The organism is Azospirillum brasilense, assembly GCF_003349955.1.
Classification (GTDB): Bacteria; Pseudomonadota; Alphaproteobacteria; order Azospirillales; family Azospirillaceae; genus Azospirillum; species Azospirillum brasilense_B.
This window is the reverse complement of the sequence record NZ_QLKQ01000021.1, coordinates 1-14,638: the sequence shown is the minus strand read 5'-3', so window position 1 is coordinate 14,638 and position 14,638 is coordinate 1. Positions and strand designations below refer to the sequence as shown.

At 65.8% G+C, this 14,638-nt stretch carries 12 protein-coding genes and 4 tRNA genes; 15 read left to right on the top strand and 1 reads right to left on the bottom strand.

Annotated elements, in window-relative coordinates:
• Positions 1-44: 44 nt before the first annotated feature.
• The 8 genes from DXK32_RS11705 (at position 45) to clpX (ending at position 7,461) form a co-directional block, all read left to right on the top strand.
• Positions 45-120, top strand: a tRNA-His gene (locus DXK32_RS11705).
• A 110-nt stretch (positions 121-230) separates the two neighbouring features.
• Positions 231-306 (top strand) — tRNA-His (locus DXK32_RS11700).
• Between the two features lie 129 nt (positions 307-435).
• Positions 436-1,902: an NAD(P)H-hydrate dehydratase gene (locus tag DXK32_RS11695; RefSeq protein ID WP_114858659.1), complete on the top strand. Its 1,467-nt coding sequence runs from the start codon at positions 436-438 to the stop codon at positions 1,900-1,902.
• Positions 1,903-2,007: 105 nt separating this feature from the next.
• Positions 2,008-3,558: a malonyl-CoA decarboxylase gene (locus DXK32_RS11690; RefSeq protein ID WP_114858658.1), complete on the top strand. Its 1,551-nt coding sequence runs from the start codon at positions 2,008-2,010 to the stop codon at positions 3,556-3,558.
• Positions 3,559-3,731: 173 nt separating this feature from the next.
• Positions 3,732-3,816 (top strand) — tRNA-Leu (locus DXK32_RS11685).
• A gap of 91 nt (positions 3,817-3,907) precedes the next feature.
• Positions 3,908-5,242 carry a trigger factor gene (gene tig, locus DXK32_RS11680; protein ID WP_114858657.1) on the top strand — a complete coding sequence of 445 codons (1,335 nt, stop codon included), beginning with the start codon at positions 3,908-3,910 and terminating at the stop codon, positions 5,240-5,242.
• A gap of 101 nt (positions 5,243-5,343) precedes the next feature.
• Positions 5,344-5,976 (top strand): ATP-dependent Clp endopeptidase proteolytic subunit ClpP, encoded by a 633-nt coding sequence (clpP, locus tag DXK32_RS11675; protein WP_114858656.1) that lies wholly within the window; start codon positions 5,344-5,346, stop codon positions 5,974-5,976.
• A 216-nt stretch (positions 5,977-6,192) separates the two neighbouring features.
• Entirely contained in the window at positions 6,193-7,461 is a 1,269-nt protein-coding gene (clpX, locus tag DXK32_RS11670; RefSeq protein WP_038528404.1) for an ATP-dependent Clp protease ATP-binding subunit ClpX, read from the top strand.
• A 103-nt stretch (positions 7,462-7,564) separates the two neighbouring features.
• Here the strand turns inward: clpX and DXK32_RS11665 are convergent, their stop codons facing one another.
• Positions 7,565-8,311, bottom strand: a complete 747-nt coding sequence (locus DXK32_RS11665) for a hypothetical protein (protein WP_114858655.1) — start codon at positions 8,309-8,311, stop codon at positions 7,565-7,567.
• 283 nt (positions 8,312-8,594) lie between these two features.
• On the opposite strand from DXK32_RS11665, the gene lon reads away from it, so the two are divergent.
• The 7 genes from lon (at position 8,595) to nusG (ending at position 14,401) form a co-directional block, all read left to right on the top strand.
• The gene (gene lon, locus DXK32_RS11660) at positions 8,595-11,009 is read left to right on the top strand and encodes an endopeptidase La (RefSeq protein WP_114858654.1); all 2,415 of its coding nucleotides are present in this window, start codon (positions 8,595-8,597) and stop codon (positions 11,007-11,009) included.
• Between the two features lie 164 nt (positions 11,010-11,173).
• The gene (locus DXK32_RS11655) at positions 11,174-11,446 is read left to right on the top strand and encodes an HU family DNA-binding protein (RefSeq protein WP_114858653.1); all 273 of its coding nucleotides are present in this window, start codon (positions 11,174-11,176) and stop codon (positions 11,444-11,446) included.
• Positions 11,447-11,553: 107 nt separating this feature from the next.
• Positions 11,554-11,628, top strand: a tRNA-Val gene (locus tag DXK32_RS11650).
• Between the two features lie 365 nt (positions 11,629-11,993).
• Complete coding sequence (locus DXK32_RS11645) at positions 11,994-12,263, top strand: helix-turn-helix transcriptional regulator (protein ID WP_114858722.1); 270 nt, start codon at positions 11,994-11,996, stop codon at positions 12,261-12,263.
• 9 nt (positions 12,264-12,272) lie between these two features.
• Positions 12,273-12,614, top strand: a complete 342-nt coding sequence (locus DXK32_RS11640; protein ID WP_114858652.1) for a hypothetical protein — start codon at positions 12,273-12,275, stop codon at positions 12,612-12,614.
• A gap of 2 nt (positions 12,615-12,616) precedes the next feature.
• Complete coding sequence (locus DXK32_RS11635; RefSeq protein ID WP_162801145.1) at positions 12,617-13,702, top strand: helix-turn-helix domain-containing protein; 1,086 nt, start codon at positions 12,617-12,619, stop codon at positions 13,700-13,702.
• A 165-nt stretch (positions 13,703-13,867) separates the two neighbouring features.
• Positions 13,868-14,401, top strand: coding sequence for a transcription termination/antitermination protein NusG (nusG, locus tag DXK32_RS11630; protein WP_114858650.1), 534 nt, complete (start codon positions 13,868-13,870; stop codon positions 14,399-14,401).
• Positions 14,402-14,638 lie beyond the last annotated feature (237 nt).

Below are 14,638 nucleotides of genomic sequence, written 5' to 3'. Positions count from 1 at the left end.
GCTTGACCCGCCCCGTCCCTTGGGGCAAATAGGCGACCCCGGTGGCGGTGGTAGCTCAGTTGGTAGAGCTCTCGGTTGTGGTCCGAGCGGTCGTGGGTTCGAGTCCCATCCATCGCCCCAGTCCCCCTTGACGGTGGATGTGCCTGCCTCGTGAGGAGTTCACGTCGGCGTTGCATCGATCGAAGCGGCGGGCGGGGTGTTTGCGGACGGTTCATTCCGTCCCCTCGGTGGCGGTGGTAGCTCAGTTGGTAGAGCTCTCGGTTGTGGTCCGAGCGGTCGTGGGTTCGAGTCCCATCCATCGCCCCAGTTCTTCCTTCCAATTCCTGTGCCAATCAGGCCGTTCCTTTCATTCCTCCTGTGCCCGGCTATGCTGCGGCCGTCGCGGTGCTTATTGTGCCGGGTGACGGTGATGCGGGATTGCGGCGGGTGGAGGCGATGGACGAACTGCTTTCCGTGGCGGAGATGTACCGCGCCGACGCGCTGACCATGGCGGGCGGCGTGCCGGGGCCTGTGCTGATGGAGGCGGCGGGGGCCGCGGTGGTGCGCGCGGTCTGCGAGCGCTGGGCACCGCACCCGACGGTCGTTCTGTGCGGGCCGGGCAACAACGGCGGCGACGGGTTCGTCATCGCGCGTCTTCTTCTCGAAGCGGGCTGGCCGGTGCGGCTGGCCCTGCTGGGGTCGCGCTCCGCGCTGCGCGGCGACGCGGCGGTGGCGGCCGGGCGCTGGACCGGACCGGTGGAAGCCGCCGACCCGTGGCTGCTGGACGGCAATCCCCTGGTCATCGACGCGCTGTTCGGGGCCGGGCTGGCCCGCCCGCTCGACGGCATGGCCAAGGAGGTCGTCGAGGCGATGGCGGGGCGCACCGTCGTCGCCGTGGACGTGCCGAGCGGCCTGCACGGCGACAGCGGTCAAGTGATGGGGGTGGCCCCGCAGGCGGCGCTGACCGTCACCTTCTTCCGCCGCAAGCCCGGCCATCTGCTGCTGCCGGGCCGGGTCCTCTGCGGGGAGGTGGTGGTCGCCGACATCGGCATTCCCGACACCGTGCTCGACGTCCTCGCGCCGCGAACCCTGCTGAATGGCCCCGACCTGTGGCGTCGACGCTATCCCTGGCCGCGGCTCGACGCCCACAAATACGCGCGGGGGCACGCGGTGGTGCTGGGCGGTGCGCGGATGACCGGAGCGGCGCGGCTGTCGGCGCGGGGGGCCCTGCGCGCCGGGGCGGGGCTGGTCACGGTGGCCTGCCCGCCCGACTCGGTGCCGGTCTACGCCGCCGGCTCGCCCAGCCTGATCGTGAACGACGTGGCGGACGGCGGCGCCTTCGAGGCGCTGCTGGCGGACCCGCGCAAGAACGCGGTGCTGCTGGGGCCGGGGGCCGGAGTCGGGCAAGGCACGCGGGACCATGTCCTCGCCGCGCTGGACGCTGGCAAGGCCTGCGTGCTGGACGCTGACGCGCTGACCAGCTTCGCCGAGTCGCCCGCCGACCTGCTCGACCGGCTGAACGGGCGCTGCCTGCTGACCCCGCACGAGGGCGAGTTCGCCCGCATCTTTCCGGACATCGCGGCGCAGGAGGGCGGCAAACTGATCCGCGCCCGTGCCGCGGCGGCGCGCTGCGGCGCGGTCGTCCTTTTGAAGGGCGCCGACACGGTGGTGGCGGCGCCGGACGGGCGGGCCGTCATCAACGCCAACGCCCCGGCCGATCTGGCGACCGCCGGGTCGGGGGACGTTCTGGCGGGCATCGCGCTCGGGCTGATCGCCCAAGGGATGGACACGTTCGACGCCGCCTGCGCCGCGGTCTGGCTGCACGGCGAGGCGGCCAACGCCTTCGGGCCGGGTCTGATCGCCGAGGATCTGCCGGAGGCGCTGCCAGGGGTGCTGAGGCGGCTCAAGGCTGGGGGGCGCTGAGTCGGCTTCCCCTGGGCATACATACGCCTGGACAGGGGGCCTACCCTTAAGGCCGGGCTCAAGCTATGGCTTGCCGAGAGCGCGCCCGCACGCCAGACTCTGGGTATGAGCGAGACGCCCGAGATCAAATCCACCGAGCCCGTTCCGTCCCAAGTCCCAACCCCCGGGGTGGGAACGCCGCCGGGGCTGCTCGACCGCACCCTGGACACGCTGCGCGCGGGCTGGCGCGAGATCGCCGCCTCCGCCCGCGGGGTGGTCGGCGCCGCGCCGCGCGCCAATCTGCCCAAGGAAGACGCGGAGCGGCTGAAGGAACAGATCGAAGCCTGCCTGGAGGGCCGCGGCGGCGAGGTGTCGGCGCGGGCGCGGGCGGCGCAGCTCGGCCGCACCTATCTGGCGCTGGACGGGCAGGGGCGGCGCAACTTCCTGATGATGCTGGCGCGCGATTTCGACGTGGACCGCGCCGCCGTCGACCAAGCGATGGCGACCTTCCAGACGGCGGGCGACCCGGTATCGCGCGGCCACGCCGAGCGCGCCCTGCGCCGCGCGCTGGAGCCGCCGCGGCTGCGCCTGCTCACCCAGTTCAACGGCCTGCCGGAAGGGGTGAAGTTCCTGGTCGACCTGCGCGCCGAGCTGATGGAGATGGCGCGCGGCGAACCGCTGCTCCAGGCCCTTGAGGACGATCTCAAGAGCCTGCTGCGCAACTGGTTCGACGTCGGCTTCCTGGAGATGCGCCGGATCACCTGGGACAGCCCGGCCTCGCTTCTGGAAAAGCTCATCAAATACGAGGCCGTGCACGAGATCAGCGGTTGGCGGGACCTGAAGGACCGTCTCGACTCCGACCGCCGCTGCTTCGCCTTCTTCCACCCGCGCATGCCGAACGAGCCGTTGATCTTCGTCGAGGTCGCGCTGGTCCAGGGCATGTCGGACAACGTCCAGGCGCTGCTCGACCCCTCCGCCCCGGTCTGCGATCCGAAGAGCGCCGACAGCGCCATCTTCTATTCCATCTCCAACGCCCAGGTCGGGCTGGCGGGCATCAGCTTCGGCAACTTCCTCATCAAGCGGGTGGTCGACGGGCTGACCGGCGAGTTCCCCAACATCAAGTGCTTCGCCACCCTGTCGCCGATTCCCGGCTTCCGCCGCTGGCTGGACCGCGAAATGGCCGAGCGCGGCGATTCGCTGCTCAGCCCGCCCGAGGCGGAGCGCATCGCCGAGGCCATGGCCGCGCGGCAGGATGGCGGCGAATCGGAGATGGAAAGCGGAGCGGAGGAGCGTCCGGTGCTGGCCGGCGCGCTGGCTCTGCCCGACTGGCACAGCGACGAGGAGCTTCAGAAGCAGTTGCGCGGCCCGTTGATGCGGCTGTGCGCGCATTACCTGACGACGGCGCGTGCGTCGGACCGCCGCAGCGAACGGCCGGGCGCCGCGCCGGCGCGGGCGCTCGACCCGGTCGCGCACTTCCACCTGAGCAACGGCGCCCGCATGGAACGGCTGAACTGGCTGGGCGACCGGTCGCCCAAGGGGGTGCGGCAGTCCTGCGGGATGATGATCAACTACCGCTACAAGCTGGGGGAAATCGACGCCAACCACGAGGCGTACCGGGGGGAGGGCAAGGTCAACGCCTCCTCCACCATACGGTCGCTGGGAAAGGGGGGCGGATGAGCCGGTTCGCCGCCCGCCGGGGCGCCGCCTTCGTCGCGTCGGGCGTCCCCCACCAATGGCGTGCGGAACGGCGCCCATTTTGCCTGTTTGCGGCGCGAACCCTGTGCTATAGAGCGGACTTCGCCGGCAGTCCGTCGGGTGTTCCGCACCCGTCGCGGGCTGTCTATGCCATTGCGGGCGTGGCGGAACTGGTAGACGCGCCGGATTTAGGTTCCGGTGACTTCGGTCGTGGGGGTTCGAGTCCCTTCGCCCGCACCATGGCAACAGCTTGGACCGCATGGGAACACACGGTTTCGGGCCGCCCGGACGGGCGCCGCCGGGCCGGACAACGAGATAGGCTTTCGTTCCGATGAACATCACCGAGACCAGCGCCGACGGCCTGAAGCGCGAGTACAAGGTCGTCATTTCCGCCCAGGATATCGAACAGAAGGTGCAGGGCCGGCTCGAAGAGCTGCGCCGGACGGTGCAGCTCCCCGGCTTCCGTCCGGGCAAGGTGCCGGTTGCCGTGATCAAGCAGCGCTACGGCGGCAGCGTGCTGGCCGAGGCTCTGGAGGATGCGATCGCCGACAGCTCGCGCCAGGCGCTGAACGAGCGCGGCCTGCGCATCGCCATGCAGCCGAAGATCAACGTCGAGAAGTACGAGGACGGCGGCGACCTGTCCTACACCATGGGCGTCGAGCTTCTGCCGGACATCGAGCCGGGCGATCTCAGCGGCCTGGAGCTCGAGAAGCCGGTCGCCACGGTCGAGGACTCGGCCGTCGATGAGGCGCTGACCCGTCTGGCCTCCGCCCATTCGGTGCAGGCCCCGGTCACCGAGGACCGCGCGGCCGAGAACGGCGACATCGCCGTGATCGACTTCGCCGGTTCGGTCGACGGCGAGGCCCTGCCGGGCATGGACGGCAAGGATTACCCGCTGGAGCTGGGCGCCAACCAGTTCGTTCCGGGCTTCGAGGACCAGCTGGTCGGCGCCAAGGCCGGCGAGCACCGCACGGTGAAGGTCACCTTCCCGGCGGACTACCCGCACGACCGCCTGAAGGGCGCGGACACCGTCTTCGAGGTGGACGTCAAGGAGCTCCGCAAGAACGTCCCGGCCGAGGTCAACGACGACCTCGCCAAGGAGTTCGGCATGGAGAGCCTGGAGAAGCTGCGCGAGGCCGTCGGCGACCGCATCAAGAGCGAGTACGCCAACGTGTCGCGCCTGCGCGTCAAGCGCCAGCTCCTCGACAAGCTGGCCGAGGCCCACTCCTTCGAGGTCCCGCCGGGCATGGTGGACGTCGAGTTCGAGGGCATCTGGCAGCGTCTTCAGCAGGAGCTGAAGAACGGTACCGCCGGCGAGGACGCCGGGAAGCCGGAAGAGGAGCTGAAGACCGAGTACCGCGGCATCGCCGAGCGCCGCGTGCGCTTGGGCCTGCTGCTGTCGGAAATCGGCCGCCGCAACGACATCCAGGTGAGCCAGGACGAGATCAACCGCGCCTTGATCGCGGAAGCCCGCCGCTTCCCCGGCCAGGAGCGTCAGGTGTTCGAGTTCTTTAAGCAGAACCGGGAAGCGCTGGAAAACCTCCGCGCCCCGATCTTCGAGGACAAGGTCGTCGACTACATCCTGGATCAGGCCAAGGTCAGCGAGAAGCCGGTGTCCGCCGAAGAGCTTATGAAGGACCCCGACGAGGAGGCCGAGGCGGCCTGACGTCAGAAAGGTTGAGGGGCGGCCTACCGGTCGCCCCTTTCCATTCCTATATGTAGACTGCTCAGACGACTAACCGAGCTGCGGGAGCAGGGAAGACCACCATGTACGACTTCGAACCGAAGATGAATGCTCTGGTCCCGATGGTCATCGAGCAGACCAACCGGGGCGAACGAGCGTACGATATTTACTCGCGCCTGCTGAAAGAACGGATCATCTTCTTGATCGGTGGCGTGAACGACGCCGTCGCCAGCCTGATCTGCTCGCAGCTGCTGTTCCTGGAATCGGAAAACCCGAGCAAGGACATCGCGCTCTACATCAATTCGCCGGGCGGCTACGTCTCGGCCGGTCTCGCCATCTACGACACCATGCAGTACATCCGTCCGCAGGTGTCGACGGTGTGCATGGGGCAGGCGGCCTCGATGGGCTCGCTCCTGCTCGCCGCCGGCGCGCCGGGCAAGCGCTTCTCGCTGCCGAACAGCCGGATCATGATCCACCAGCCGTCGGGCGGCGCCCAGGGCCAGGCCTCGGACATCGAGATCCAGGCCCAGGAGATCCTGAAGCTGCGCTCGCGCCTCAACGACATCTACGTCAAGCACACCGGCCAGTCGCTCGACACCATCGAAGCGGCCATGGAGCGTGACAAGTTCATGTCGCCGGAGGAAGCCAAGGCCTTCGGGCTGATCGACGAGGTCGTGGAGAAGCGCCCCGGCTCGGTCGGCGACGGCGCCGCCTGAAGGCGCGCGCGAACTAATGATTGATTGCGCCGGTTCCCTGTTGTTGAATGATGGGGAACCGGTCCGATGGATCTGGTTCGATGGATGAGTGAGCGGATGCGTTAACCTTGTCTCGGGCCTTTCCCGGGACAACCTTTGAAAGGACCGGCGTCGGGGGACGCCGCAGGCGGTTGACAGGTTATACGGATCAGTCCCCCGCGAGATGACGGAGTACCGATGAGCAAGTCCAGCAGCGGCGATTCGAAGAACACGCTCTACTGCTCCTTTTGCGGCAAGAGCCAGCACGAGGTCCGCAAGCTGATTGCCGGTCCGACGGTGTTCATCTGCGATGAATGCGTCGAGCTGTGCATGGACATCATTCGCGAGGAGAACAAGACGACCCTCGTGAAGTCCCGCGACGGCGTGCCGACCCCGCGCGACATCCATGCGGTACTGGACGATTACGTGATCGGCCAGCATCACGCGAAACGGGTCCTTTCGGTTGCGGTGCACAATCACTACAAGCGGTTGGCGCACGGCACGAAGCACAACGACGTCGAACTGGCGAAGTCCAACATCCTGCTGGTCGGCCCCACGGGCTGCGGCAAGACGCTGCTCGCCCAGACGCTTGCCCGGATCATCGACGTTCCCTTCACGATGGCCGACGCCACGACCCTGACCGAGGCGGGCTATGTCGGTGAAGACGTCGAGAACATCATCCTCAAGCTGCTCCAGGCCGCCGACTACAACGTCGAGCGGGCGCAGCGCGGCATCGTCTACATCGACGAGGTCGACAAGATCAGCCGCAAGTCCGACAACCCGTCGATCACGCGCGACGTGTCGGGCGAGGGCGTGCAGCAGGCCCTCCTGAAGATCATGGAAGGCACCGTCGCCTCCGTGCCTCCGCAGGGTGGCCGCAAGCACCCGCAGCAGGAGTTCCTGCAGGTCGACACCAGCAACATCCTGTTCATCTGCGGCGGCGCCTTCGCCGGGCTGGACAAGATCATCGCGCAGCGCGGCAAGGGAACCTCGATCGGCTTCGGCGCCGACGTGCGCGGCCCGGACGAGCGCTCGACCGGCGACATCCTGCGCGAGGTCGAGCCCGAGGATCTGCTGAAGTTCGGTCTGATCCCCGAGTTCATCGGTCGTCTGCCGGTGGTCGCCACCCTTGCCGATCTCGACGAGGCGGCATTGGTCGAGATTCTCACCAAGCCGAAGAACGCCCTGGTCAAGCAGTACCAGCGCCTGTTCGAGATGGAGGATGTTCGTCTGGAGTTCTCCGACGACGCCCTGCGCACCATCTCCCACAAGGCGATCCAGCGGAAGACCGGCGCGCGCGGCCTGCGGTCTATCATGGAGTCGATCCTGCTCGACCCGATGTTCGATCTCCCGGGCCTGTCCGGGGTGGAGAGCATCCTGGTGAACAAGGAAGTGGTCGAAGGGCGGGCCAAGCCGCTCTATGTCCATGCCGAACGCCGCGGGGAGCAGCAGGCACCGGGCGCCTGATTCCGGCCGCTTGTCGCCGAGCGTTTAACGGTTGCAGCGAAGGGCGCCCCAGCGGCGCCCTTTCCTGTTTCCGGGAGGCGGCTTGCGATCAACTTGCTTCCGATCAGGCGATGCGGCGAACGCTCAGGATGCTGTACATCGTATCGATTCCCTTAAAATCGGCGTCATCCACATTGTCCTTCGTGTAGGCTTGGTAGTACAGCTCCCAGCGTCCGTTCCTCAGCACGCCGACGACGGAGCAATAGGCTTCGCTGCTGTCCCTTCGGTAAGTTTCCGGTGCCAGGATGCGGCAATCGGGCAGACGTTCCCGGATCTGACTGAGGACATCGGGTTGATTCACGCCCTCCCGCTTGATCAGATTTGAATGGACGACCCGCATCCCGCCATGCGTGTCGCTGAGCCAGCCCATGGTGCATCCACTCATCGTGGCGTTTAAGAACAGCCCTGCATCGGGCCGGACATCAATCTCCGTGACGCCGCTTTCGATCCAGGTAAGGAAATAGGCGCAGGCTTCCCCGCGTATTGTTTTATCCGGTTTCCGCTTGAGTTCCGGCAAAACGTCGTAGACGGAACCAACCTCCTTCCAGGTCTTCTTCCTGGTGACGAAATCAACGGCTGTCCAAAGCCCCCCGGCCCGTACCCTGACCGTGTTTCTCATGGCGACGCCCTGGTACCGGCCCAGCCGATCCAGTTGGTCGACGTTCGCCACGATGCGGTTCTGAAAGCCTTCAAGCTGCGTCTCGTCGCCGTAGCCGCCGAACAAGGGGTAGTGGACGACGTTTTGCCAGAGAAAAGTCTCTGCGTCCGTGTAGAGACGATTCCGCAGATCCTCGGTGCTGAAATGCGCCATGGCATGTTCCTTTGTGCGATGCGCACCCGAAGAGGCGCGCGGCGACAAAGGGGTGACGTGCCGTCCATTCGTTGCGTGAAAGCCCGGCGGGAGCCCGTTCGAAGGAGCGGCCGGCGTTTGCCGCACCGCCATACGGAATTGGGGTTCTGGCCCTTGAAGGGGGGCTATGGCTGTGCCACGTTAGAAAAAGTGCCGGTTTGCGTTCCCTGCGCTCATTCCCGAGGCGGGGTTCCTCCCAGGCCCATCCCGGGCTGACGGCGTCCCAATGAAAGAGGCCCAATCAATGTTCGAAATCCCTCGTGGTGCCCTCTATCCGGTCCTGCCGCTCCGCGACATCGTGGTTTTCCCCCACATGATCGTGCCTCTTTTCGTCGGCCGCGAGAAATCCGTGCGCGCCCTGGAAGACGTTATGAAGGACGACAAGCAGATCCTTCTCGTCACCCAGAAGAACGCCGCGCAGGACGATCCGACGCCGGCCGATATCTACAGCGTCGGCACCGTTGGGACCGTGTTGCAGCTGCTGAAGCTGCCGGACGGAACGGTGAAGGTGCTGGTGGAGGGCGGCCAGCGCGCGTCCATCACCAAGTTCGCCGAGAACGAGGATTTCTTCCAGGCCCACGCCGACCTCGTCGAGGAGAAGGTCGGGGAAAGCCAGGAGCTTGAGGCGCTGGGCCGGGCCGTCGTTTCGCAATTCGAGCAGTACATCAAGCTCAACAAGAAGATCCCGCCGGAGGTCCTGGTCTCGATCAACCAGATCGAGGAGCCGGGCAAGCTGGCGGACACCGTGGCCTCCCATCTCGCGCTGAAGATTCCGGAGAAGCAGCAGCTTCTGGAATGCGCGACGGTGTCGGAGCGGCTGGAGCGGGTCTACGCCTTCATGGAGGGTGAGATCGGCGTCCTGCAGGTGGAAAAGCGCATCCGCAACCGCGTCAAGCGGCAGATGGAGAAGACCCAGCGCGAGTACTACCTCAACGAACAGCTCAAGGCGATCCAGAAGGAACTCGGCGAGACCGAGGACGGCCGCGACGAGTCGGCCGAGCTGGAAGAGAAGATCAACAAGACCCGCTTCTCCAAGGAAGCCCGCGACAAGGCCCTGGCCGAGCTGAAGAAGCTGCGCTCCATGAGCCCGATGTCGGCCGAGGCGACCGTGGTGCGCAACTATCTGGACTGGATGCTGTCCATTCCGTGGAAGAAGCGCACCAAGGTGAAGAAGGACCTGAAGCTCGCGCAGAAGATCCTCGACGCCGACCATTACGGCCTGGAAAAGGTCAAGGAACGCATCCTTGAGTATCTCGCGGTGCAGAACCGCATGAACAAGGTGAAGGGTCCGATCCTCTGCCTCGTCGGACCGCCCGGCGTCGGCAAGACCTCGCTCGGCAAGTCGATCGCCAAGTCCACGGGACGCAACTTCGTGCGCATGTCGCTGGGCGGCGTGCGGGACGAGGCTGAGGTCCGCGGTCACCGGCGCACCTACATCGGCTCGATGCCCGGCAAGGTCATCCAGGGCATGAAGAAGGCGAAGTCGTCCAACCCGCTGTTCCTGCTGGACGAGATCGACAAGCTCGGCGCCGACTGGCGCGGCGACCCGTCGTCGGCCCTGCTGGAGGTCCTCGACCCCGAGCAGAACGGCACCTTCAACGACCACTACCTGGAGGTCGACTACGACCTGTCGGACGTGATGTTCGTCTGCACGGCCAACACGATGCGCATGCCGCAGCCGCTGCTGGACCGTATGGAGATCATCCGCGTCGCCGGCTACACCGAGGACGAAAAGGTCGAAATCTCCAAGCGGCACCTGATCGAGAAGCAGATCGAGGCGAACGGCCTGAAGAAGGGTGAGTTCGCCATCTCCGACGATGCGATGCGCGACCTGATCCGCTACTACACGCGGGAGGCCGGCGTCCGCAGCCTGGAGCGCGAGATTGCGAACCTCTGCCGCAAGGCGGTGAAGGAGATCCTGATGAAGGGCTCCCCCGGCGCCAAGGTTTCGGTCACCCGCCGGAACCTGGACAAGTACGCCGGTGTTCGCCGCTTCCACTTCGGCGAGGCGGAGCTGGAGGATCTGGTGGGCGTGACCACCGGTCTGGCCTGGACGGAAGTCGGCGGCGAACTGCTCTCCATCGAGGCGGTCGCCCTGCCCGGCAAGGGCCGGGTAACCACGACCGGCAAGCTGGGCGACGTCATGAAGGAGTCGGTCCAGGCGGCGGAGAGCTACGTCAAGTCGCGCGCCACCGCCTTCGGCATCAAGCCGACGCTCTTCGAGAAGCGGGACATCCACGTCCACGTGCCGGAAGGCGCCACTCCGAAGGATGGCCCGTCGGCGGGCGTGGCGATGATCACCTCGATCGTGTCGGTCCTGACCGGCATCGCGGTCCGCAAGGACGTGGCGATGACCGGCGAGATCACCCTGCGCGGCCGGGTGCTTCCGATCGGCGGCCTGAAGGAGAAGCTTCTGGCCGCTCTGCGCGGCGGCCTCAAGCATGTGCTGATCCCGAAGGACAACGAGAAGGACCTCGCCGAGATTCCGGACAACGTGAAGCGTGGTCTGGAAATCATCCCGGTCAGCACCGTCGACGACGTCCTGAAGCACGCCTTGGTTCGGGAGGTCGAGCCCATTGAGTGGAAGGAACCGGAAGCGGTCGAGCCGGCGGTCGCCAAGCCGCAGACCGACGGCGGAGGCGAGGTGCTTCGTCACTGATCGAGTCCGGCGTTTAAAGCGTCTTTAAAACGCCACCATGCTTCGCATCGCCCGCCCGTCTGCAATTGACGGGCGGGCGACGTCGTGTTTATCGTTTGAATGCGTGAAGTCATTGGACGGCTTTGCTTCCATAGTCTTCGCCGGATTGAAGAGGGGGGAAGTAAGTGAACAAGAACGATCTGGTGGCGCACGTCGCCGATGCCGTGGGCTTGTCCAAGACCGACGCGATCAAGGCGGTCGACGCCGTTTTCGACGGAATCGCCGACTCGCTCAGGAACGGCGAGGAAGTCCGCCTGGTCGGTTTCGGCACCTTTGCGGTCTCCGAACGCGCGGCCAGCGAAGGCCGAAATCCGCGCACCGGCGAGAAGATCGCCATTCCCGCGTCCAAACAGCCGAAGTTCAAGCCGGGCAAGACCTTGAAGGACGGGCTGAAGTGATGACGCCTTGAATCGATTGGGCATTCCGGGCATAGTGCGCGCCGGTCAGCCCAAGGCTGGCCGGCTTTGCGTTGCCGGGAACGCCGATCCTGTCAACGATGCGGCGCGGGCGATTAGCTCAGCGGTAGAGCATCTCGTTTACACCGAGAGGGTCGGGGGTTCGAAACCCTCATCGCCCACCAGCCAAATCAAGCACTTAGCGACCATGAGCGGCCCCGAAAGGGGCCGTTTCGCGTTCATGGGTAACATCTGGGTAACGATCGGGCAGGGCTGGGTAGCGTGCCCGTTGCGTTCTATACAAGATGTTGACGCTGGATACAGAATGTGCGAATAGATATTGTGTCTGGTGCGCCCGGCTAAGGAGCGACGGGGCCTCACTGCAGACACGACATAGCGACAGGCAAACGCTCACTGGTGGGGCGTCCCTGCGCGCCCGATATGGCCGGTCTCAGCGAAGACATACGGGTACGGGCTGACCTACTCCCCAACACGGGATGGGCCGGCTTGCCGTATGCGCAGTTGGCTCTCCCCGCACCTGGAGCCGACCATGCGCCGTGTCCTTCGGTTCAAGCAACTCAGTGAAGTCGTCCCCTACACCCGCATGCACATTTTCCGGCTGGAGAAGGCCGGGAAGTTCCCCACGCGCGTCCAACTCGGCCCGAACTCCGTGGGCTGGTTTGAAGACGAGATCGCTGCATGGATTGACGCCCGAGGCGCAGCGCGGGATTCTGCGCGGAGTGTACACAGCGGCGCCCGCACGGTCTGCCGCCAAGCGCCGGGGGCAATCGACCCCGAGCTTGCTGCCATGCTGTCGTGAGGTGTGGCGATGCCGAATCGAGAACACCACGCCGCGCCCCTGGAGGCCCGCATTGCCGCCTTGGTCCGTGCCGGACGGCCGTATCTGATCTTGGCAATCCCCGGCGAGCAGTCGCCAGCCGAGGCGTTCGCCGGGCCGGGGCTGTCTGCCACGTTCATGGTGGACGCGGGCTGCGCCGCGGACACGCTAAATGACCCGTACTTGACCGGCTACGTCGGCCAGCATGTTCCAATCGTCTTCGCATGCAAGCGCAAGGTGGACCGGCAGAAGCTTCTTGACCGCCGTGCGAATTTCGCAGCCCGCGGATACCGCCTATGGCAGGAAGACGCTCACCCGCAGGGGAGGGCCTGAGCATGGCGGGAGGTAACAAGTCCGATCTGCCGGAAGCGACGTGGCTCGACAGGTACAAGCTCCAGCAGCGCATCGTGAGCGACCCGTCCCTGAGCCGGGGCGATGCGGCGTGCGGGTGGCACTTGGTCGACCTTTACAACGCGAGACATGGTGTGGCGTGGCCTTCTTACGAGGTGCTGGCTGCGCGCGCCTGTGTGGCCCGGTCAACCGCCGCGGTGAGCATCAAGAAGCTCGTGGACAAGGGGTACTTCTTCGTCGTGTCCCGCGGCGGCATAGGGCGTGCGAACGCCTACCGACCGAACTTCGCAATAGTCCGGCCCACCGGACTATCGGGCGAGGGGGAACCGTCCGGCCCACCGGACTTGAATAGTCCGGCCCACCGGACTGATACAGTCCGGCCCGCCGGACCCTATACCTCTTATTCCACCGAAGCACCAAGCGTAGGTGGAATAGAGGTATCCTTGCCGCATGCGGCGGCTTGCGCGGGAGCTTCAGCCGCGCGCAGCGATCAAGGGATGGACGCGGCCTTCGAGGCTCTGTGGTTTGTGTTCCCCAGGCATAGAGGCAAGGCGAAGGCGCGCAAGGAGTTCGCCAAGTTGATGGCGAGCGGGCGTGTGAGCCTCGACCACCTGAAGGTCAAGGCAATCGAGTATGGCAAGTTCATGAAGGCAAAGGGCACTCGCGAGGAATTGGTGCCCTGGCTGCATACATGGCTACGTGACGAAGTGTGGGACGAGAAATACGAGCATCATCTGCCCGAGCAGCAACCCCAGCCGGGCGAAGGCAGCAAGATCGCCAAGCCCGAGGCGGCCAGCAAGGGCGATAAGCCGAAGCGTCCACGGAGCACGAAGGGCGAGCGGAAGGAGACCGCTCTGCCTCCATCCGGCGGGGGGTGGGACCTCACTCGATCAAGTGTTGCGGACGCGGTTCTGGCTAAATTTCCGATCGGTACACGGGTGCTCTCTCCAGACATCGGCTGCGGCAGGGTTGAAGGCGTCATCGGAGATAAGATCAACGTGTGCTGGAATCAGTTCGGCACCGTGGCGATGAAGCCGGATGCAGCAAAGAAATGGCGAACCATGGGCTGATTCGCGGCTAGCATCCTGCAGCCAATGGACTTTGCTGTGTCCGGCCCTGACGCCCAAGGAAACAATATATTGCGTTCAGACCGTATGGTTTTAGCTATTAGTTGATTTCGGTCTGGCGCCCGCCTTACCGTTTGCGCTTCGCAACCGGCTCGATGCGTGGCGCAGATGACCGACCTGTTCTCCGATCGTGAATGGTTCGCCCTGGTGTCGCACCCTGGCCGTCAACACGTGGTCAAGGCCGAGCTGGAGCGGCAGCGGTACCGGGTCTTCCTGCCCATGTGCCGAAAGCAGCGCCGCCACGCCGGCAAGGTTGAGGTGGTGCTGCGCCCGCTGTTCGAGCGGTACCTGTTCGTCGGCTGCCATACCGAGCAGCCTTTCCACCCCATCACGAACACCCGCGGCGTGGCGTTCCTGGTCCGCAGCGCAAGTGGCATCCCCTGCCGGGTTCCTCCCGCCGCCCTGCGCGAGGTGAAGCGCCGCTGTGACGCCGACGGCGGAGCGGTTGATCTGGTGCCCGGCGCCCGCGTGGCGCGCTGGCAGCCTGACCAGCCGCTCCGGGTTCTGGATGGCCCGTTCCGCGACTTCATCGGCCTGTTTGCTGGTGGTGACGGCGAGACCGCCCGCATCCTCCTCGACCTCTTCGGGCGCCCGACGATCACGACGGTTGGTGCCCAGAGCTTGGAGCCCGTGCAGCCGTGACCGGAATTCCGGCATCGCCCAACCCCACCCATCCCCGACATGGGAAATCCCATATCGCCTACCGCCACCGGGCCGCGCCGCGTCGGCGCCCGCCCATCCTGGCTCCGCACCTCCAACCGCTGAGGCCCCCAATGAACCGCACCGACGTTCTGACCATCCTGGCTGCGCCGCTGATCCGCGAAGGTCACGTCCCTGAACGTGGTGTAGGAGCTGTGGGGAACCGGCCCGCCGAAGCGC

What these genes read in the sequence shown, in the direction of transcription:
- DXK32_RS11695 (WP_114858659.1), top strand. Translation starts at nt 436, where the DNA reads ATGGACGAACTGCTTTCCGTGGCGGAGATGTACCGCGCCGACGCGCTG.
- DXK32_RS11690 (WP_114858658.1), top strand. Translation starts at nt 2,008, where the DNA reads ATGAGCGAGACGCCCGAGATCAAATCCACCGAGCCCGTTCCGTCCCAA.
- tig (WP_114858657.1), top strand. Translation starts at nt 3,908, where the DNA reads ATGAACATCACCGAGACCAGCGCCGACGGCCTGAAGCGCGAGTACAAG.
- clpP (WP_114858656.1), top strand. Translation starts at nt 5,344, where the DNA reads ATGTACGACTTCGAACCGAAGATGAATGCTCTGGTCCCGATGGTCATC.
- clpX (WP_038528404.1), top strand. Translation starts at nt 6,193, where the DNA reads ATGAGCAAGTCCAGCAGCGGCGATTCGAAGAACACGCTCTACTGCTCC.
- DXK32_RS11665 (WP_114858655.1), bottom strand. Translation starts at nt 8,311, where the DNA reads ATGGCGCATTTCAGCACCGAGGATCTGCGGAATCGTCTCTACACGGAC.
- lon (WP_114858654.1), top strand. Translation starts at nt 8,595, where the DNA reads ATGTTCGAAATCCCTCGTGGTGCCCTCTATCCGGTCCTGCCGCTCCGC.
- DXK32_RS11645 (WP_114858722.1), top strand. Translation starts at nt 11,994, where the DNA reads ATGCGCCGTGTCCTTCGGTTCAAGCAACTCAGTGAAGTCGTCCCCTAC.
- DXK32_RS11640 (WP_114858652.1), top strand. Translation starts at nt 12,273, where the DNA reads ATGCCGAATCGAGAACACCACGCCGCGCCCCTGGAGGCCCGCATTGCC.
- DXK32_RS11635 (WP_162801145.1), top strand. Translation starts at nt 12,617, where the DNA reads ATGGCGGGAGGTAACAAGTCCGATCTGCCGGAAGCGACGTGGCTCGAC.
- nusG (WP_114858650.1), top strand. Translation starts at nt 13,868, where the DNA reads ATGACCGACCTGTTCTCCGATCGTGAATGGTTCGCCCTGGTGTCGCAC.